This is a genomic window from Paenibacillus vandeheii (assembly GCF_030433635.1).
In the GTDB taxonomy this organism is placed as follows: domain Bacteria; phylum Bacillota; class Bacilli; order Paenibacillales; family Paenibacillaceae; genus Paenibacillus; species Paenibacillus vandeheii.
In genome coordinates this window covers 346963-366915 of record NZ_JAROCD010000001.1, presented here as the reverse complement: position 1 = coordinate 366915, position 19953 = coordinate 346963, and the positions used below count along the sequence as shown (strand labels likewise).

Annotated in this window: 19 protein-coding genes; 4 read left to right on the top strand and 15 right to left on the bottom strand. The window is 44.3% G+C overall.

The window, feature by feature from the left end; translation table 11 throughout:
• Positions 1-26 precede the first annotated feature (26 nt).
• From P5G61_RS01610 to P5G61_RS01590, 5 genes are all read right to left on the bottom strand, one after another.
• Positions 27-959 carry an ABC transporter permease gene (locus P5G61_RS01610; protein WP_301243798.1) on the bottom strand — a complete coding sequence of 311 codons (933 nt, stop codon included), beginning with the start codon at positions 957-959 and terminating at the stop codon, positions 27-29.
• A 189-nt stretch (positions 960-1148) separates the two neighbouring features.
• Complete coding sequence (locus P5G61_RS01605) at positions 1149-2846, bottom strand: peptide ABC transporter substrate-binding protein (RefSeq protein ID WP_301243796.1); 1698 nt, start codon at positions 2844-2846, stop codon at positions 1149-1151.
• Between the two features lie 151 nt (positions 2847-2997).
• Positions 2998-3372, bottom strand: coding sequence for a DUF3397 domain-containing protein (locus tag P5G61_RS01600; RefSeq protein ID WP_079349626.1), 375 nt, complete (start codon positions 3370-3372; stop codon positions 2998-3000).
• Complete coding sequence (locus tag P5G61_RS01595; RefSeq protein ID WP_301243793.1) at positions 3372-4334, bottom strand: ketopantoate reductase family protein; 963 nt, start codon at positions 4332-4334, stop codon at positions 3372-3374. The genes P5G61_RS01600 and P5G61_RS01595 overlap by 1 nt, the downstream gene beginning before the upstream one ends.
• A 143-nt stretch (positions 4335-4477) precedes the next feature.
• Complete coding sequence (locus P5G61_RS01590; RefSeq protein WP_301243791.1) at positions 4478-5128, bottom strand: RsfA family transcriptional regulator; 651 nt, start codon at positions 5126-5128, stop codon at positions 4478-4480.
• A 314-nt stretch (positions 5129-5442) separates the two neighbouring features.
• Between P5G61_RS01590 and P5G61_RS01585 the strand changes: the two genes are divergently transcribed.
• Positions 5443-5679, top strand: a complete 237-nt coding sequence (locus P5G61_RS01585) for a DUF2626 domain-containing protein (RefSeq protein ID WP_017687281.1) — start codon at positions 5443-5445, stop codon at positions 5677-5679.
• A gap of 180 nt (positions 5680-5859) precedes the next feature.
• The gene (locus tag P5G61_RS01580) at positions 5860-6939 is read left to right on the top strand and encodes a coiled-coil domain-containing protein (RefSeq protein WP_301243785.1); all 1080 of its coding nucleotides are present in this window, start codon (positions 5860-5862) and stop codon (positions 6937-6939) included.
• On the opposite strand, the gene P5G61_RS01575 is transcribed toward P5G61_RS01580, so the two are convergent.
• Together P5G61_RS01575 and P5G61_RS01570 are read right to left on the bottom strand one after the other, a co-directional pair.
• Positions 6931-8211 carry an ABC transporter substrate-binding protein gene (locus P5G61_RS01575; protein WP_301243783.1) on the bottom strand — a complete coding sequence of 427 codons (1281 nt, stop codon included), beginning with the start codon at positions 8209-8211 and terminating at the stop codon, positions 6931-6933. The genes P5G61_RS01580 and P5G61_RS01575 overlap by 9 nt on opposite strands.
• A 223-nt stretch (positions 8212-8434) precedes the next feature.
• Positions 8435-9769 (bottom strand): PhoH family protein, encoded by a 1335-nt coding sequence (locus P5G61_RS01570; protein WP_024628438.1) that lies wholly within the window; start codon positions 9767-9769, stop codon positions 8435-8437.
• 240 nt (positions 9770-10009) lie between these two features.
• Here P5G61_RS01570 and P5G61_RS01565 point away from each other — a divergent pair, with 240 nt between their 5' ends.
• Complete coding sequence (locus tag P5G61_RS01565; protein ID WP_301243780.1) at positions 10010-10705, top strand: YhcN/YlaJ family sporulation lipoprotein; 696 nt, start codon at positions 10010-10012, stop codon at positions 10703-10705.
• A gap of 7 nt (positions 10706-10712) precedes the next feature.
• Here P5G61_RS01565 and P5G61_RS01560 read toward each other — a convergent pair whose 3' ends face one another.
• From P5G61_RS01560 to P5G61_RS01535, 6 genes are all read right to left on the bottom strand, one after another.
• Positions 10713-11165: a pyridoxamine 5'-phosphate oxidase family protein gene (locus tag P5G61_RS01560; RefSeq protein WP_079349630.1), complete on the bottom strand. Its 453-nt coding sequence runs from the start codon at positions 11163-11165 to the stop codon at positions 10713-10715.
• A 99-nt stretch (positions 11166-11264) separates the two neighbouring features.
• A complete protein-coding gene (locus tag P5G61_RS01555) occupies positions 11265-12326 on the bottom strand; it encodes an LCP family protein (RefSeq protein WP_301243777.1) in 1062 nt (353 codons plus the stop codon).
• Positions 12327-12416: 90 nt separating this feature from the next.
• On the bottom strand, positions 12417-12713 hold the full coding sequence (locus tag P5G61_RS01550; protein WP_053781242.1) for a YlaH-like family protein: 297 nt from the start codon (positions 12711-12713) through the stop codon (positions 12417-12419).
• A 302-nt stretch (positions 12714-13015) separates the two neighbouring features.
• Positions 13016-14857 carry a translational GTPase TypA gene (gene typA / locus P5G61_RS01545; RefSeq protein WP_024628443.1) on the bottom strand — a complete coding sequence of 614 codons (1842 nt, stop codon included), beginning with the start codon at positions 14855-14857 and terminating at the stop codon, positions 13016-13018.
• A gap of 177 nt (positions 14858-15034) precedes the next feature.
• Positions 15035-15523, bottom strand: coding sequence for a hypothetical protein (locus P5G61_RS01540; RefSeq protein WP_301243772.1), 489 nt, complete (start codon positions 15521-15523; stop codon positions 15035-15037).
• A gap of 306 nt (positions 15524-15829) precedes the next feature.
• Complete coding sequence (locus tag P5G61_RS01535) at positions 15830-16489, bottom strand: TerC family protein (RefSeq protein WP_301243770.1); 660 nt, start codon at positions 16487-16489, stop codon at positions 15830-15832.
• Between the two features lie 105 nt (positions 16490-16594).
• Between P5G61_RS01535 and P5G61_RS01530 the strand changes: the two genes are divergently transcribed.
• On the top strand, positions 16595-17296 hold the full coding sequence (locus P5G61_RS01530; protein WP_062326458.1) for a TerC family protein: 702 nt from the start codon (positions 16595-16597) through the stop codon (positions 17294-17296).
• A 133-nt stretch (positions 17297-17429) separates the two neighbouring features.
• Here P5G61_RS01530 and thiI read toward each other — a convergent pair whose 3' ends face one another.
• On the bottom strand, positions 17430-18674 hold the full coding sequence (thiI, locus tag P5G61_RS01525; RefSeq protein WP_301243765.1) for a tRNA uracil 4-sulfurtransferase ThiI: 1245 nt from the start codon (positions 18672-18674) through the stop codon (positions 17430-17432).
• A 6-nt stretch (positions 18675-18680) separates the two neighbouring features.
• The gene (locus P5G61_RS01520; protein WP_301243763.1) at positions 18681-19829 is read right to left on the bottom strand and encodes a cysteine desulfurase family protein; all 1149 of its coding nucleotides are present in this window, start codon (positions 19827-19829) and stop codon (positions 18681-18683) included.
• Positions 19830-19953: the final 124 nt, after the last annotated feature.

Below are 19953 nucleotides of genomic sequence, written 5' to 3'. Positions count from 1 at the left end.
ATTGTTTTTATTCGTGCCAGACAACGTTATGCCCCCTTCCGGCTTTCTAGCTTAATTCTAGGATCGATCAGCACGTAAGCAATATCCGTCAGGAAACGTGCAAGCATCAAGAGAATACCATAGAAGATTGTAATCCCCATAATCATCGTATAATCACGATTCGTAATACTCTCTACGAATACTTTACCAATTCCACCAATGTTAAAGATTTGTTCAATAACAACCGAACCTGTAATAATATTCGCTGTCATCGGACCAACATAAGTAACGACTGGTAGAATACCGTTCCGTAAAACGTGTTTAAACATGATAGCAGGCCATTTCAAGCCTTTCGCTTTGGCTGTCTTGATGTAATCTGCATGCAACACTTCCAACATGCTTGAACGCGTCAAACGAGCGATAAAGGCAATTGGTGATGCAGACAAGGCTGCAACTGGAAGCACATAGTCGAGTGGGCCATCGAAGCCCATAACGTTAAACCAGCCGAGTTTGAATGCGAACACATATTGTACCAGGGATGCGAGCAAGAAACTCGGTACAGCAATCCCGATAACAGCGAGGATCATCGTAATATCATCAATCAGCTTGCGATGGTAAACTGCGGCAAGAAGCCCCAGCAAGACACCCACAACAATTGAGATAATAATCGCAAAGATTCCAAGCTTCAGCGATGCTGTAAACGTTTGAGTAATCATACCAGATACATCCTGATTCAGGTATTTCATCGAAACCCCGAAATCACCTTTGATAATTCCACCCATATACTTCAGGTATTGTTCATACATCGGTTTGTCCAGACCATACTTCACTTCCAAAAGTGCCCGAATTTCAGGTGAGACTTTTTTCTCGGATGTAAAAGGGTCACCTGGAATGGCCTTCATCAGGAAGAAGGTTGCTGATGCGAGTATGAAAAGCGATAGCAGCATAAATAGTAGTTTTTTCAGCACGTACTTAACCAACCCTTGCACACCTCCACAAACAATATTTTGTATACAAATCGATTGTAGAATTAGACAAGAATAATGTCCAATCCATTTATCGGAAATTTCAAGAATTATAAGGAAAATCGGTGCACATACAAAAAAATCGGGATATATATGGAATTCCACATATATATCCCGAAGTAATCATATAGACTTCAGAACAACTTATTTCTCTTCCAGATATGCACGAGTGAAGTCAATTGCTCCACTGAAATCAAGTTGTACGCCTTTCAGATAAGGCTTAGTCAAAGATACATTTGTGTAGTAATAGATCGGCATTACGCCCATTTCATCTTGAATCAGAATTTTCTCTGCATCAGCAAATGCAGCCATACGCGTAGCTGGATCAGCCGATTTTACAGTTTCTTTAACATCTTTGTCATACTGTTCGTTGCTGAATTTGGAATCATTGTTTGTGTTTCCAGTAGTCCACATTTCCAAGAAGTTGTATGGATCGTTATAGTCCGCAGACCAGCCTGCACGAGCCACTTGGAAGTTTTGGTTTTGACGGTTCTCAAGGAACACGCCCCACTCTTGGTTTTCCGTTTTCACGTCAACACCAAGGTTTTTCTTCCACATGTCAGCAACAGCAAGAGCGATTTTCGCGTGGCCGTCACTAGTGTTATAGATCAATGTTACTGCTGGCAATGTTGTGTAACCTTCTTCTTTCATACCTTCAGCAAGCAATTTCTTAGCTTCTTCTACGTTTTCAGTGAAGTAGTCATCTTTGTGCTCATCACGGAATTCGCCGTTTTCACCGCGGATACCTGGAGGTACAAAGCCGAAAGCTGGAATTTGTCCACCTTGTGTTACTTTGTCAACAATCAATTGACGCTCGATTGACATTGCAAAAGCCTTACGGATTTTAACGTTGTTAAATGGAGCTTCATTAACGTTGAACTGATAGTAGTACGTACTTGCAATACCTGTAGCTTTAAACTCGTCCGGCAATTCCGCTTTTACAGAAGGAATTTGGTCGGAAGGAATTTCACCGTTAGGTGCACCTGTATAGTCCAATTGTCCAGACTTGTAAGCTTGCAGTTCGGAAGCACTGCTGTTTGTCAGGGACATGTTGATTTCAGACAATTTGATATCGGAAGCTGCATGGTAGCCTTCGTTTTTCTTCACGACGATTTTTTGACCTTTAGCGTATTGATCCATTGTGAATGGTCCGTTAACGATCATGTTTTTGTAGTCTGTAAAGAATTTGTCATTCGTGTCAGCAGACTTGTGTACTGGGTAGTACGTGTAGAATGCTGTAAGACCCAAGAAGTAAGGTGTTGGGTTTTCCAACGTTACTTCCAGCGTGTGCTCATCAGTAGCTTTAACCCCTACTTGAGAGAAGTCTGTGATTTTAGTACCTTTATATGTTTCGTCTTTGCTCAGGTTGTAACCCTCAGCACCTTTGATGTAATACAATTGGTAAGCGTATGGAGAAGCTGTTTCCGGTTTCAACGCACGTTCCCAAGAACGTACAAAGTCTTCGGCAGTGATTGCATCGCCGTTGCTCCATTTAGCATCCGGGTTCAGGTTGAAAACATATTTCAGACCGTCTTCGGAGATTGTCCAGTCTTTAGCAACGCCTGGAGCTTCTTTGCCATCAGCGCCGATACGCACAAGACCTTCATACAAGAATTTCAGAACAGTGTTGGTTTGGCTGTCTTTTGCTTGAGCCGGGTCCAACGTAGGAGGTTCAGCTGACAGGTTAATTTTCAAGACTTGATCTTTAGCAAGACCATTTCCTTCGGTTGCAGAACCATTATCGGTGTTACCTGTGCCTTCGTTTTTCGAACCGCACGCTGCAAGTACGGTACCGAACGCCAAAATCAGCGTCAAAAGGACTAATAGACTTTTCCTTTTCATCTAACACTTTCCCCCTAAATTGATGTGGTATATGTTTATAGATTATACAACCACCGGTCAAAAAAATCTACATTACTTTTTCAGAAAGTAATGTTTTTTTCAGTTTTCGACAAAATCGACACATTTTTTAGCCCTTTTGCGTTATGTATCCTCACATCTGTTTCAAGAAGTATCTAAATAGTCCAAATATAGTAAACAAAACGTACCCAAAACTCATTATTACGAAAGCCATGCGCCAAACGGCCCGGAACATTCTACCCCCATCGACCTTACCTTTGAGTCGATTTTGCGCTCCGCCGATGAATCCAAGTGCTATTAGTATGAGTATTAGTGTTAAATAAAATCCAAAATTCGAATCAAATGTTAAGTTGAATAACGCCGACACAGAGAAAATAAGGAATACGGTTGTCACATCCATGGCCGAGCGCAACGCCACACGCTTATCTTTCTTCCATCCATACATGATCCAATAAACCAGAAAAAACGGAAAGAACGGCAGTATGCTCAACACTATAAAAAATCCCATTAACTCACTCCTTCCGGTTGCATACCTTCAATCAGATGAAGCAGTACTTCATGCATCGGCGCAGTCAGGCCACATTGACACGCCAGCCTTACGATTTGACCGTTAATGGCTTGCACCTCCGTTGGTTGTCCATGCAGAACATCCGAAAGCATGGAAGATGTATTCGAGGCTGTAGAACGACAGACGGAGAGTATTTGTTCCCACATATCTACATTTAAAAGTATTCCGTTTGCTTTGTATACTGCTGACGCCTCATCATATAGCTGACGCATAAATACAATTCGCTCTTCCTTTTTAATTAACTCACCGTTGGGAATACGCCATATCGCAGTAAGTGGGTTAATGACAGCATTGATTAACAGCTTCCTATAAATAAGCTTATCGATTTCATTCGACACTGTACAGCCAAATCCTGCCTGTTGCAAAAGTCCCTGTAAACGAATGGACTCATTCTGATCCATTGGCATTAGGGCTGAGTAAGGTTTCTCTTCACTTTTGCCTATCCAGGTCTCCCCTTTACCAGCACGAATGACCCCATCCTGCTGACGTTTCGCCCCTTCCGTGGTTATGACGCTGTATATATTGGAGTGCGGCAAGTTGGATTGTACATGATCCAGATGCCCGACCCCATTTTGAAAACATGCGATGTTTATGGATTGCTTCGCCAACGAACCAATTTCACGAATAACATCATGTATTGCTGTCTGCTTCACCATTAATAATAGCCAATCTCCAGGTAAGTCTTCCCACACTCGGGTTAACTCCGTAATCGGCTTGACCTGGATATGGTTAGGTGGAATATGGATGGTTTTCTCCCTTTCGATGATCTTAAATCCTTCTATACTTAGTTTATCCGCCTGTTCAGCCGTTCTGGTCCAAAATCGAACCACATTACCTGCGTCCTGAAGCTTTCCTCCATACAAAAGACCCAGTGACCCTGATCCTACAACGTCAATGATCATGCTGCATCCCTACCTCTGCTCCAATAGTTGCTTTTATCTATAATAGAACAAAAACGGTAAACAAAAAACCCGTCAACCCCGCCGTTATGTAACGGAGGTGTGACAGGCCTAATCTAATGCTGATCATCAAACACATTTTCCGATTATTCAATTCGTTCCAAATTCCCGTTGGCGTCCATTTTGAATCTCGTTTTGAGTTCCTCTTCTTCTTCCGTCAGAAATGCGAGTCTACGAGCACGATCCATAATCTGAATCAATGCTTTATAATCGTCATTTACGACACGATAATCGGTCTGTACTTCATTCACTTCCTTGGACAGACGGTCATTCTCGCAACGCAGTTCATGAAGTTCATCCTCTTTTTCACGAAGCTCTTTCTCAAGCATCTTAAGCTGGCGACCGTTTTCCTGCACTGTTCCCTTCCATTGCCGCAAGAATCGTATAACAGCATCAATGGATAGAGAGTCATCCGAAATCCCATCAGCTTTGTACAGATTTTCTTCCGTATCCAGGGTAGACAAAGCTGCTACCTGTGGTCCAAGCAAAACCGGTTGTTTGCGGAGATAACTCCGCTTTTGTCGTTGAGCCTTAGCATTGCTAATGGCAGACTCATACTTCTTACGTACACAGCTGTTCCAGCGAAAACCGCAAGCGGCAGAGGTTCTGCCTATTTTTTCGCCAACCTCTTCAAAAGCAGCCAGTTGTGTGCTTCCTTCCCGAATATGACGCAAAGTAACCTCTGCCAAAATCAAATCGTCCTCTGTACTCCAAGCATCCTGTCTCACTGCAGTCATGCTATAATACCCTCCTAACAACATCCTAAAATAACCGTCCCCATTACCGATTTCCCGGCATGTGAATTAGGTATAAAAGCTGCTTCATTCATTCTTATGCCTCTCATAGAGTTCATAGAATTGATTTCATACTAAAATGTATTTCCACATTTATGTGTGCTCATACGTTGCATATACAAAACAAACTATACGTTAACTCGTTTTGGTTAAAAAAGAATTCGCTTTCATATCCAAATTTGTTTACACCATTTTCCTTTCCCGGTATAATGTTGTGTAGACAATCTATGAACGTACATAGGAGAGGAGGACTTACCGTGGCGCGCATGTTTCGGGTACTCGGGTTCTTCACGCTAGCGATTGGCCTAATGGCTTTTGCGGGAGACTTGGTCGAAATGGCTTTGCTTTTTTTCCTGCAGACTGCGTTTTTTGTCATTTTGGGATATTTGAAATTCACCGAACGTACGTACATATTGCTCTTCTGGGGTTATATGATCGTGACTTTCACAGGGTTCAGCTACTGGACCGTATTCGAAATGGGATTGCCGCTTTAATCCGCCAGCAGCATCAAAGCGATCCGGCTATAGTCGGATTGCTTTTTTGTCGTTTTCAGATTAAATGACTATTCTTTGTGTTATGTAACCACTACGGATATTTCACGTATTTATTTCATATATTGTCTGGAAGAGATAAGCCGGTTCGCATCTATTTAGATAAGGAAAGGAGAATGATAGGTGAAACGTCGATACGGCATTCCTGGCTTTATTGTGTGCATTATATTTTTGATCCAGCTACCTTGGACTTATGCCTACGGAGAGCCTTCCTCTGAGGATACACGCGAAATTTTGCAACAAAGCCTATCCATCGTCGAAATCGATCATGAAATCGAACGTATTGCAGAAAGACAAAAACAGCTGGACGAACAGCGTCAGACGTTATCCATTCAGCTTCAGGAACAAAAAGAACAGATACATACTCAGCAAGACCGTGCGGGTGCAGTTGTAAGATCCTACTATACCGGAGAGCGTGATAGTCTCTTGATGACGGTTCTGGGGGCAAGATCCTTTAAAGACCTGTTTGTTCTATACGATTACTATCAGATTATTATTGGCAGGGATCAGGCTGTTCTGGACAAGTATCAGGATCGATATCGCGCCATGCAGCAAACGTCTGCCCAGATTAACCAGACCTCTTCAGAACTGTCTGAACTAAAAAACAATCTTCAAAACCAACGTCAACGCGTACTTGCCTTACAAAAAGAAGTGGACGGAAAAGTAGCTGCCAGCGGGGATGCTGCAGCCATGCAGAAATTGATGGATGAGTTAACCATCTATTGGGAGAACATCGGCATTTACGAGGTCAAGCGATACTTCAAAGCATTGGCATCAGCCATGCAGAACCTGCCGCAATTTATCCAGGAACAGAACGGAGGAATCTCCACTACCGGAACGACATACACGATTCGCATTGGACAAGATGAACTGAATACGTTTCTTCGTTCCCAAAATCCCATCTTCGAAGACTTCGCCTTCAAGTTTGAAAAAGATCGGATTACCGCCTCGGGACAGCGTGATCAGTTGCAATTAAGTATTGAAGGTCATTATACGGTCGAGAATGAACCGCAGAATTCAATTCGTTTTCATGTGGATAAACTTGTGTTTAATCAGTTAGAGCTCCCCGATACTACACGTCGTATGCTGGAACGGGAATTCGATCTCGGATTTTACCCACAGAAAATTCTGTCGTTTGTCAAAGCCACTGAGGTTTCCACAAGTGAAGGCATACTTGAAGTGAAGCTTGCTATTTCATTTTGATTCGCTCTGCAGGGCGATAATGCTTTTTACGTACTGATTGGCCGTGATCTCTCCCGCGAGAAGTTGTTGGATCTTCTTGTGAAAGGCAGAAGTTTGTATAAGACTTTCAGTCATTAAAGACTGTGAAGATTCAGCTGGAAACCAAGATTTTATATCAGTCGTATTATATTTTGCTATTAGTTTCTGTGACTCAAGATCTAGTTCCTGCTGCTTTGCTGGTAAATAGCTAGCCTGTTGGTACCACTCCGATTGCACGGAAGAGGAAGTCATACCTTCTATCCAGCGGCTGGCCTCTTCCGCCTCAAGTGAGCCAGCTGCGATTACAAGGCTTCTTGATCCTAGAGGTTCCAACTTACTGAGAGCTATCCTCTCCATTGAACCCTGTTCGCCTGCCACGCTTTGATTTCCGCTTAACAAACGAGACAGTAACGTTACTACCATAGGAGCATCCGTCTGATCATTAGAAGCAGAGAGGGTCGGATTTATTGATTCGACTGTAATATATGGCTGGATCTGATCCAGTAGTTGTATGACCTGTTGGTATGCCTCCATTTGTGAAGAAGTTTGCGCTTTCTTAATTTTGTCAGGGGCCATGCCTGGTTCAAACTGATTCAACCATGCACTTACCGCGTGAAGATCACTCAAGTTTATTCTAATTAAATCCGTTCTATTTTGCGCTGCCTGTTGTACTAGTTTAACCCACTGTTCCTTAGTTTCAGGCAAACCTTCCAAACCGGCTTTTTCAAGGAATGGAGAGCGAGCTGCGATTACATAGGGATCAAAATCAAACGGCATCCCCCATTGGTAACCATTCCACTCTGTCATTTCCCGCAAGCCCACCACCGTTTCTCCCAAAGACTTGGACAGCGTTGTACCGTTTAATGGATACAGATGTCCTTTTTTGGCATGGTATTGAACTTCCGCACTGTCCAGAAGAATAATATCTCCGCTTTCACCTACCGAAAATTGATTATCAAGCACTCGCTTATATGTATCCGGCTCTAAATTACGCAGATTAATTTCCACATGTTGAGCATCTGCTACTTCATTTGCCATTCTTTTAAACGACTGAAAGTCTTTCTCAGACATTGACACTACAATCTCTAAAGGGGCATGATGGTCCTCATTTCGAGATGAAGTGTTAGGAAATGCATCTTTTTCCTGATCCCGTTCCTGATTAAGCTGTGAACCTCTAAAATCAAAGCTGGGAGACAGAATCGTTAACGAAAGAAGCAGTACTGCGAACAATATTACCTGATGTCCACGCTTCATTAACTTCTCCTCCTTGCTCCCCTAATTTTTTCCTGCAACGTTCATTGTAACAAATAAGTAGTGCTCTTGTCCTATCCTGCCAAAAAACTGTTTTCCGATATTTTGCATACTTTGAGCATATCGAGTTCTGTGCAATAACTGATTTATATTTTTTCAGCAAAAAAACCGACTCTAAGAGCCGGTTCAATAGAAACATTTTCCGGGAAATAAACTACCCGTAATCCTATAATAAATCCGCGGCAAGCTGAGCCAGCTTGGAACGTTCTCCTTTTTCCAACATGATGTGTCCGCTGATCCCCTCTTGCTTGAATCGCTCCACAATATACGTCAGACCATTACTTGCCGAATCCAGATAAGGGTGGTCAATTTGCTCAGGGTCACCCATCAAAATAATTTTACTGCCTTCGCCCACCCTCGATACTATGGTCTTCACTTCATGGCGAGACAGATTCTGCGCTTCATCGATGATGATGAACTGTCCTGGTATGGAACGCCCACGAATATAAGTGAGAGCTTCAACCTGAATGCTGCCAAGACCCATCAAAATTTTATCAATGTCGCCTGCTTTTTTGGTATCAAACAAAAATTCCAAGTTATCATAAATCGGCTGCATCCACGGTCTCAGTTTTTCTTCTTTTTCTCCGGGTAGATAACCGATATCTTTCCCCATTGGAACAACCGGGCGAGCGATCAATAATTTTTTATACTTATGGTCATCCTCCACTTTAAGTAATCCCGCAGCAAGCGCCAATAAGGTTTTCCCCGTTCCCGCCTTCCCGGTAATCGTGACCAGTGGAATGTCATCATTCAAAAGCAGTTCCAGAGCCATACGCTGTTGGGCGTTACGTGCACTGATGCCCCATACATTATCATTACTCAGGAAAAGTGGCTCCAGCTTCGTTCCCTCTGTATTTACTTTGAGCAAAGCTGATTTATTGGTTCCCATCTCATCCTTGAGAATTACGAATTCATTCGGGTAAAGCGAATAAGACAACTGTAACGGTTTGATCGGTAGAAAGCGATATGTGTAAAACTCATCAATGACCGAAGGATGAACCTTCAGTGCAGTATATCCTGGATATAATTCACTGAGACCTGCCGTCCGATCAGATAAGTAATCCTGTGTGAATAGGCCGAGTACATCCGCTTTGATACGAACAAGCACATCCTTGCTGACCAGAACCACTTGTCGCTCGACAACCTCTTTCTCATTTTCCTCAATCTGATAATTCAGGGCGACGGCCAAAATCCGATTATCATTGGATACTTCTCCAAACATTTCCTGTACTTTCACAAAACTGCGGTGATTCAGTTCCACTTTCAGATTGCCTCCATTAGCCAATGGTACCCCACTGTGCAGATGCCCCAGTTCACGCAACCCATCAAGAAGTCTCGATACATTGCGGGCATTGCGGCCAATTTCATCGGCATTTCTCTTTTTGGAGTCGATTTCCTCCAGTACAACCGCGGGAATGATTACCTCATGTTCCTCAAAGGCAAATATGGCATTGGGGTCATGCAGAAGCACGTTCGTATCCAATACAAAAATCTTTTTCATTCAATCCCCTCCAAAGCGGCGTCGTTAAAGGCATGGACTAGAACGTAAACTCGGGAATGCCAGATTAAATCATTGTGTTACCATACATGGGCAGTCCTTTTTTCCTTTCCCAAGTTCATCTTTGATCGTGTGATCTTTCAGCAGCGGCATGGACAATCATGCTCCCATACATAAATGTATTCGACTAGGACAAAATAATTGTCAACCATTCTGAAAAACTCCAGGAAAGGATGAACATTTATGAAATATTGGATTTGCACGCTGCTTCTGATCTTTATACTTACAGGCTGCAACAGTTCTACGCGTAATGCCTCGCAGCAACAAGGTCAGCATGCCAAAGGCTACGGAGGAAATGTTACAACTCAGCAAGATCAACGTAAAGGATCTCACATGCTCAATACTCAGGAGGATCGGTTGCACCCTTCTGCTGTGGATCATCTGACCGAGAATACAGGTGAGGTTCATGAGAAAAACGTCAAGAACAACACCACGGCTGATCGGATGCCAAATGAAAAAAGGGTCACCCACCTCAAAACACTTGCCAAACAAGTGGAAGGTGTTAAAGATGCCAACTGTGTCATTCTTGGCAATACAGCCGTAGTTGGCATTGATGTTGACGGTGAACTGGAACGAGCACGAGTGGGTACCATTAAATACTCTGTTGCCGAAGCCCTCCGCAAAGATCCGGAAGGTGTGGATTCCATTGTTACCGCAGATGCCGATGTTTCCGAACGAATCAAGGAAATTGGTGAGCATATTCGTCAAGGTCATCCGATATCCGGTTTTGCCTCAGAACTCGCTGACATGGTTGGTCGAATCATTCCCCAACTGCCCAAAGATGTCAAAGTCCGTCAAAATCCGGATGAACATGTAGAGCGTAAACAACAAATGCAGCAGCTGCATTCTTCTGACAAAAGACAACAAAAAGCCCAGTGATCTCTCACTAGGCTTTTTTCATGGCAGTAAAAACCTGCTCATCTAATTTCTCAGCAGCACGCTGATCATATATTTTGACATATTGAGGCACAGAGGAGAGTTGGGCTCCATAAAAAAGGGCGTTCCTTACCGCTTCAATGGAAATGTCGAAACAGCACATATTAAACGGAACATCCTGTAACGGATTTTGTCGTACGGAAGCACGTCCGTTTACCGCATACACCATCTCTTCTCCAAAAATGGTGACGGTAATAGCGGGATTCTCGATCATATTGTTCACGAGACGTGAGCGATGATCAATCGCCACACGCAGGGTAGAAGCATTCTCCGCATAAACCCAGGAGATTGCTGTTGATGTTGGACCTCCAGTTTCAACGTCCACGGTGCTCAAGAGCACAAATGTTTCGTTCTTGAATTGCTGTAAAAGAGATTCAGTCAATTGTGTGACGGCTTCGGACATCCAACCAGCCCCCTAATCTTCTTTATGCAATTCTTGATTCGTTGTTGATGTTATTATAGCATACCACCAAAGCTGCTTCCAATCCTAAAAGAATGCATGTTACTCAGCTGATGGAGAAGCTGTTACTTTACCTGAGAGTGTATCCTTCAACGCCTGTTTGGCATTTGCCAATTCGGTTTCGTTGATATACACATAGGGACTTTTCCATTCTCCGGTTACAGGTGTGTAATGCACATCCGATTTGGAAATATTCCAATAGGTAGAAATGAAGTTCTTCATTTGTTCTGATTCCACGTCTGTTGTCATGTTGTCATCAACGGCACCGATCACTTTACCAATCTTCGTTACACCGCCCAATGATTTCAACTGATCCAACATGGAATTCAGCACTTGATTCTGACGTTTATTTCGGTCAAAGTCGTTGGATTCATCTGTTTTTGGTTTGCAGTTTGATTTACGGTAACGAACAAAATCAAGTGCTTCTTTGCCATCCAAATGCTGTGCGCCAGCCACCAGATTAATATCTGTGCCATCGGCCGTATCTTTGTAACACATATTTTTATCCACCGTTACATCAACGCCACCTACAGCATTGACCGCATCACGAAACGCTTGAAAATTCAGGACCGTAGTATAATTGATATCCACATCCAGATATTTGCCCATCATTTCTTTCATCTGATCCTCTGCATTTTTGCCAGAGGTTTTTTCTTGTGCTTTGAATTTGGGATAGTAGGAGTTCAACTTGTTTGCTTTGTAGCCATCCAACTGAATACGCGTATCCCGAGGTAAAGACACAATAGTTGCCGTCTTGGTCTCCGGATTTAGAGAAGCTACCATAACCACATCTGAAAGGTACGTACCCGTCTCAGGACGGTTATCTGTGCCTAGTAACAACATCGTAATCGGTTTGGTCTTGGCTGACATCCCCGGAGGTACTGGCTTGTCAATGCCCGTATCCGCTACCTGGTTGTATACCCAATACGCATATCCGCCGCCTACCACAATTGCAATAACCAATAAACTTAAAATTAGTCTGCCAAAGGTACGCATCCGTCTCTTCTTCTTTGGTTGCTTGCCTTTACCGTTCTTCGATCCAGAAGCGCCGGATTGAGTCGGTGCCTGTCTCCGTGGAGGCAGTCCGTTCGAATTCGAGTTCATATCTTCAACACCTTTATCACATCTGTTTTGGCCTATATATAAGACAACCGCTTTCCCTAGGGAAAACGGATGGTCTATACTATACAGAATTTATGAGTTTCGAGCGGCAGCTTCCGCTTTTTTCTTTTGACGACCTTCAATGAAATAGCGCACTCGCACTAACAGCATCAAACCAACCGCTACCAACAAACATTGAATTATCGGCAGCTTGTCAATTTGAAAAACAAGAAGCATGAATGTGCCCATCGCCATCAATATATAGAGAACGATTTCCTTACCAAGCGGTAATTTCTGACGTACCCGAAACACCTTGTTATATACGTAAGTAATCAATACAAAGATGACGATGTAGGCTACGATCGGGTTTGATGCAAACCATGCTTGCATGCACAGCCAGCTCCTTTCGTGTTCATGCTAGATATAGGTTAACTGGTTGATGATACCCTTTCTATAACTCAAGAGAAGTACATGGTGACCGTTTCGGTTTCGGATCGTTCTTTCGATCGCTGTTGTCTCCAAATTTTCTTGAACGAATCTTCAAAGGTTAAAATTTGGAGACAAAGGCGAGCGCTTCGCTTCTTCAGAATCGATTCCGATCCCTCCACTACTTTTGCTGTACAAACCTTTCGTTACTTTCCGTGCATCCTCAAACATCAACTTATATCTTTTATTTTAGTTGTCGTTAGGCGTTATTTTGTAGCCATTTTACGTTGTTTCTCTGCACGCTCACGCTCGGATTTGTTCAGGATCTTCTTACGAAGACGAATAGATTTCGGTGTAATCTCACAATATTCATCTTCATTCAGATATTCAAGCGCCTGTTCCAACGAGAAGATAATCGGAGTTTTAATTTTAACCGTATCATCTTTACCTGAAGAACGAACGTTAGTAAGTTGTTTTTCTTTGCAAATGTTGACAACGATATCATTGTCACGTGTATGTTCACCAACAATCATACCTTCGTAGATTTCAGTACCTGGCTCCAAGAAGAGAGTACCGCGATCCTCAACGCCCATCATGCCATAGAACGTAGATGTACCAGTTTCAGTTGAGATCAGTACACCTTGGTGACGTCCACCCACTTGACCGGATACTACTGGAGCGTAGCTGTCAAATGCATGGTTCATAACACCGTAACCACGAGTCAATGTCAGGAAGTTTGTGCTATATCCGATCAAACCACGTGCTGGAATCAGGAACTCCAGACGAACTTGACCACTACCTGTGTTGACCATGTTAACCATCTCTGCTTTACGTGCGCCCAGGCTCTCCATTACGGAACCCATGCTTTCTTCAGGGATATCAATCAACAAGCGCTCAACCGGTTCCATTTTCTTACCGTCAACTTCTTTAATGATAACTTCCGGTTTCGATACTTGCAATTCATATCCTTCACGACGCATATTCTCAATCAGGATACCCAAGTGAAGCTCACCACGTCCGGAAACGACAAATGCATCCGGGCTTTCCGTTTCGTCAACACGAAGGGAAACGTCCGTTTCCAATTCTTTGAACAAACGCTCACGAAGTTTACGGGAAGTTACCCATTTACCTTCACGACCTGCGAATGGACTGTTGTTCACGAGGAACGTCATTTGTAGGGTAGGCTCATCGATTTTCAGAACTGGAAGTGCTTCTGGATTGTTCGGATCAGCGATGGTTTCACCAATGTTGATGTCCTTGATCCCTGCAATGGCAACGATGTCGCCTGCTCCTGCTTCTTCCGTCTCAATACGTTTGAGACCCTGGAAACCGAACAGTTTCTCGATACGTGCAGTTTTGCTCTTACCATCACGCATAATAACCGTTACCGATTGTCCTTGACGGATCACACCGCGGTTAACACGACCAATGGCAATACGGCCAAGGTATTCATTGTAGTCCATCAAAGTAACGAGGAATTGAAGTGGTTCTTCAACATTTTCGGTAGGGTGTGGGATATGACTAACGATGGTATTGTAGATCGCCATCATGTTGTCATCCTGTTTCGCAGGATCATTATCCATGCTGGATGTTCCGTTCAATGCGGAAGCATATACAACAGGGAATTCAAGTTGTTGATCGTTGGCACCCAGTTCAATGAACAGGTCCAGTACTTCATCAATAACCTCAGTCGGACGAGCCGCTGGACGGTCAATTTTGTTTACAACAACGATTGGTGTCAGGTTGTGCTCCAGTGCTTTACGAAGTACGAACTTCGTTTGTGGCATACAGCCTTCGTAAGCATCAACAACGAGCAATACGCCGTCAACCATTTTCATGATACGCTCCACTTCACCACCAAAGTCGGCGTGTCCTGGTGTATCCACAATGTTGATCAGGTAATCTTTATAGGTAATAGCTGTGTTTTTGGCCAGAATCGTAATACCGCGTTCACGCTCCAAATCGTTGGAGTCCATTGCGCGCTCCTGTACCGTTTCGTGATCACGGAAAGTACCGGATTGCTGGAGCAACTTGTCGACGAGCGTTGTTTTCCCGTGGTCGACGTGGGCAATAATCGCAATATTGCGAATGTGTTCTCTTGAATGCATGGTTTGTATCCATATCCTTTCCAATTTCAATTCTTATCTACTAAACTTCCCGCAAATTCGCAGGTTACTCACCCAAAATAAGCGTCGGTGATATCCCGACGCATGTCTATATCCCTTATATTATAGTTGATCATAGGTAAAAATCAAGATATTTCGCTTGAAAGACCACTGGGAATGTTACCATCCTCTCCCTTGGCGTCTACGACCAATCAGCAACCATACCCCGCCTACAATCAAAAGTACTGCTAGCACGTAGATAATACCGGTGTGAAGCAATGTAAATCCGAATAAAATAATTGAAAGGCTACCCATGCCCAGTGCAACCGGAAGTACTAGTGCAGGTCTTCGTTGATCGGCCAGTGCATATTCCAGCAAACCAATGGCAATCCCAAGCAAAAACGTTGGCCAAAGGCTGCTCATCAAACCGCCGCCCCATGTATTCGTAATCCCGAACAATAGACCATAGATGGTTAACGTGCCTGCTGGAACGAGTGACCAGGATGGTGTAAGCCTTGCATAATAACATGCATGAAGAGCAATACCTGGCAACAAAATAAGCAAAGGCCAGAAGTGCCGTCCCATGAAGCCAAACACACCAAATTTACCTAGTAAAATGATAATACCTGCAACTAAAATAAATATTCCAATTGCTTTTTCATTTTTCATCTACAATCACCTCTTATAACATTTGGCTATGTATCCCGTAAGCTGAACGAAAAGCATTCCCAGCATTCCATGATGACTGACTGCTTCCAGCCTGCTTCTAGTTTAGCCGATGTGTATGCAAAAAACTACACTTTATGTCGTACTTCGACTCTCCATTATCCTGTATTACCCTAAAATGGCCGGACTATGACTCAATTGAGTCAGCCCTCTCCTGCAGAGAACATCATATACGACAAAAAACTGCCCTTAAAGGGCAGTCTACAGCTATATTTATCATTCATCTATCATTCATTTATCAAATTTAATTTACACGTTTCGACGAACAAATTTATGAGCTCCGCCAACCGCGATTACAAGACAAGCCATAGCTACAGGCAGGAATGTATGCGCTTCAGCTGCCATGCCGCCAAGCCACTGGCCCAGCTTTGGATCATTCATCACCATCTCACCTGCTGTGAAGGCCAGAATACCTGAACCGGCAAACACCAGAATCGGAAACCGTTTCAACAAACCAACAATTAATCCGCTGCCCCACACCACAATCGGAATACTTATGGCAATCCCGATGACTGTCAGCGCCAAATCCCCATCCGCCAGTGCAGCAATCGCGAGAACGTTATCCAGACTCATGACAAAGTCAGCAATCAAAATCGTTTGGATCGCTTTCCAGGTGGTGGACGCCTTACGAATATGTACTTCATCTTCATTCTGAAGCAGCAGCTTGACGGCAATCCAGAGCAACAGCAGACCACCTGCCGCCTGAATAAAAGGAATGCCCAGGAGCAGCACGGCTGCAAAGGTTAACACACAACGTAAAACAACCGCGCCGAAAGCTCCCCACCACACCGCTTGCTTGCGCTGTCTTGCTGGCAAATCCTTGCTTGCAAGTGCAATAACAACCGCATTATCTCCACTCAGAACCAGATTGATCATTAATATTTCGGTCAATAGCCATAACGTATCCATGCTTCTCATCCCCCCACTCTAACTTGTATGTCAAAGTTGTCCATGCTATTCTTAAACGTTGAACAAGCTTTCTTAGGGTTGGAAATATAGAAGGAGTGACATCGTATGGAGCTGTTTAGCCCCGCTTTTTGGCTAGCGTTGTTGAACGTTGTATTTATTGATCTAATTCTGGCTGGCGATAATGCCATCGTAATTGGTCTCGCAGCTCGAAATTTGCACCCTTCTGTGCAAAAAAGGGCGATTCTTTATGGAACAGGCGGCGCACTGTTGATTCGCATTGTGGCCACTGTGATTGTACTCTGGCTGCTCAAAGTGCCTTGGCTACTTCTTGTTGGGGGATTACTGCTAATCTGGATTGCGTACAAGTTATTGGCAGATCAAGGGGAAGAGCATTCGGATATCAAGGCCGGCAGTTCTCTCTGGGTAGCTGTGCGAACGATTGTGATCGCAGACGCTGCCATGGGACTGGATAACGTCATCGCCGTTGCTGGTGCAGCTCAGCAGCATCTGGTACTTGTTATACTCGGACTGCTGATCAGTGTGCCTATTATCGTTTGGGGCAGTACGCTGTTCATCAAATTAATTAACCGTTTCCCTTGGATCATCTATCTTGGAGCCATTGTGCTGGGATATACGGCTTCTAACATGATTACAGAGGAACATCGTCTCGTGCCTTTCTTCACTGAGCATCCTGCACTGAGAATCTTATTTATCGTTCTCGTCACTGCTGGTGTCGTGTTTGCAGGATATCGCAAACGTGCAAGCAGCAATAAACCAGGTGGAGAGCGGCAGCACTCCTATTCCTAAGCATTTAATAAATGTTGCTCCCACTAACCACAGGCAGCATAAAAAGGACTGACCGATAATACATCGGCCAGTCCTTTTTATGCTGGAAGATAACATAGTCCTTATTATGTCATTCAAACCAGAATACGGGTCCTCAGAACCACTCTTCTTTCATTTCATTAGCTTCATCCTGCTGACTGGTTACCATAAAGTTTTCGCCTGCATGCAGCGTAATTGTTTCTGTCTGCTCCACTGCCTGCTCCACCCATTCCGGCAGCTGACTCATGGTTGCTTCGATTTTGTCCACAATGCGAAGATTTGGGTTCGTGGTTGGAGATTTCGGTACAAAAAGAGTACAACAATCCTCATAGGGCAGAATCGATATATCGTACGTCCCGATCTGTTTGGATAGCGTTATAATCTCCTGTTTATCCATCATAACAAGTGGTCGCAGCAACGGCAGATCCGTCGCACGCCCAATAACATTCATGCTCGGCAGGGTCTGGCTCGCTACCTGACCCAGACTATCTCCGGTAATTAGTGCAAGCGCACGCTCACGTTCAGCCAGCTTGGTGGCAATACGTAACATGGAGCGGCGCATCAGTGTAATGATCAAGTTATCTTGTCCCAGTTGGGTAAATGCTGTTTGAATTTCCGTAAAAGGAACCAGATGCAGTTTAATTGTGCCTGCATGATCAGCAAGTGCACGCGCCAAATCAATGACCTTTTCTTTGGCACGCTGGCTTGTGAACGGATAACTGTAAAAGTGGACGCATTCCACTTCGAGGCCTCTACGCATCGAAGACCATGCCGCTACAGGGCTGTCTATGCCACCCGAGAGTAAGAGCATCGCTTTTCCATTTGTACCCAGGGGGAATCCGCCTACGGCCGGAATCACCTCATTGAAGATATATGTGCCCTGATCCCGAATTTCCACGCGCAGTTCAATGTCAGGTTGACGCACGTCTACACTCAACTGCTGGAATTTCCGAAGAATCGGAGAACCTACCAGATGGTTCATTTCATGCGAAGAACTGGGGAACTCTTTCCATACACGCCGCACATTAACTTTGAATGTAGTCCCTTCTTTGAATTCACTCACTCTTTCATCCATAAAAGCTACGGCCGTCTCCACGATCTGGTCAAGCTCAGATGGAGTCACTTTAACCGGACTGATCGACATAACACCGAACACTCGTTTCAGCACAGCAATCAGCTCGGTATGAGATTCGCCACCTAAATCGACATATAACCGTCCAAACTCCTTCCGAAGACTTGCGCCTGGATACGGTTTGAGCAGGGAACGTACCTGGGTAATGATTGTTTTTTCGAACCGGGCACGGTTTTTTCCTTTTAACATAAACTCTCCGAAACGGAGAAGCAGCATATCATATTTCATCTAAAATCACATCCGCCTTTCCAACGGGCGCAGCTGCGCCACCATCTGATGTAAAGCCTGCCCGAGCAGAGCCACATCTTCTTCTGTATGTTCATCTCCAAGACTAATACGCAATCCACCAGCAGCACAAGCATTATCCCTGCCCATGGCAAGCAATACCCTGCTGGGTTCTGCTGATCGCGAAGAGCAGGCAGATTGTGTAGAAACGGTTACTCCAAGTTGTTCTAGGGTATGAAGCGCCACTTCTGCCTTCATTCCAGGATAAGAAAAATGAACTATGTGCGGTGCTCCCTCTTTACGACTATTTAGGACAAGTCCGGGAATCGTATCGATGATCTCCATAATACGATCTCGCAAAATCGTTGTATGCCGCGCAAAGTCAGCCTGACGTTCTGCTGCAAGACGCATCGCCTTCGCCATGCCGACAAGCAAAGGTACGTTTTCAGTTCCCGCTCTCAATCCCTGCTCCTGGGAACCTCCTGACAGTAGAGGCGTAAGCTGCACTCCACTTCGTACATAGAGAAGTCCCGCTCCTTTGGGACCACGAATCTTGTGAGCAGACAAGCTGTACAGATCAGCGCCCCATGCTGCAGGTTTAGCCTCCATTTTGCCAAAGCCCTGCACACCATCCACATGAAAAAGCACCTTTGGTGCTTCCTTTTTCAGACGTGCTCCGATTTCAGCAATTGGATGTATCGCTCCTGTTTCATTATTCACATGCATCAGACTCACAAGCACCGTATCCGATCTTATGGCATCCATCATCTGCTGGGAGCTAATCAGCCCGTCGGAATCCACAGGAAGCCATGTGACCTCCCAGCCCCACTGCTGCAACTGTGCAAAACTTTCATATACCGAAGCATGTTCCGTTGCCGTTGTAATCATGTGTTTGCCCCGAGATTGATACTGTAATGCCGCGCCTTTGATGGCAAGGTTGTTGCTCTCGGTTGCACCTGAGGTAAATATAATTTCTTCCGGCTTCACATCAATAGCAGCTGCGCAGACAGATCGCGCTCGGCGCAACAGTTGATGGGCTCGCTCACCATATCCATGAATCGATGACGGGTTCCCATATTGTGCCTCCATAATCTCGGTCATTGTACGAATGACATCCGGATGAGGAGGCGTCGTTGCGGCATGATCAAAATATTTCAAATGAGGTTCCCCTCCTTGTCTCTTCGTTGTGGAATCTACAGTGAGCATTGTAACACGATCCCCGCTCAACACAAAAAGACCAAACAGGAACTAAGCACATTTAAGGCTGCTGTTCCCGCGTTTG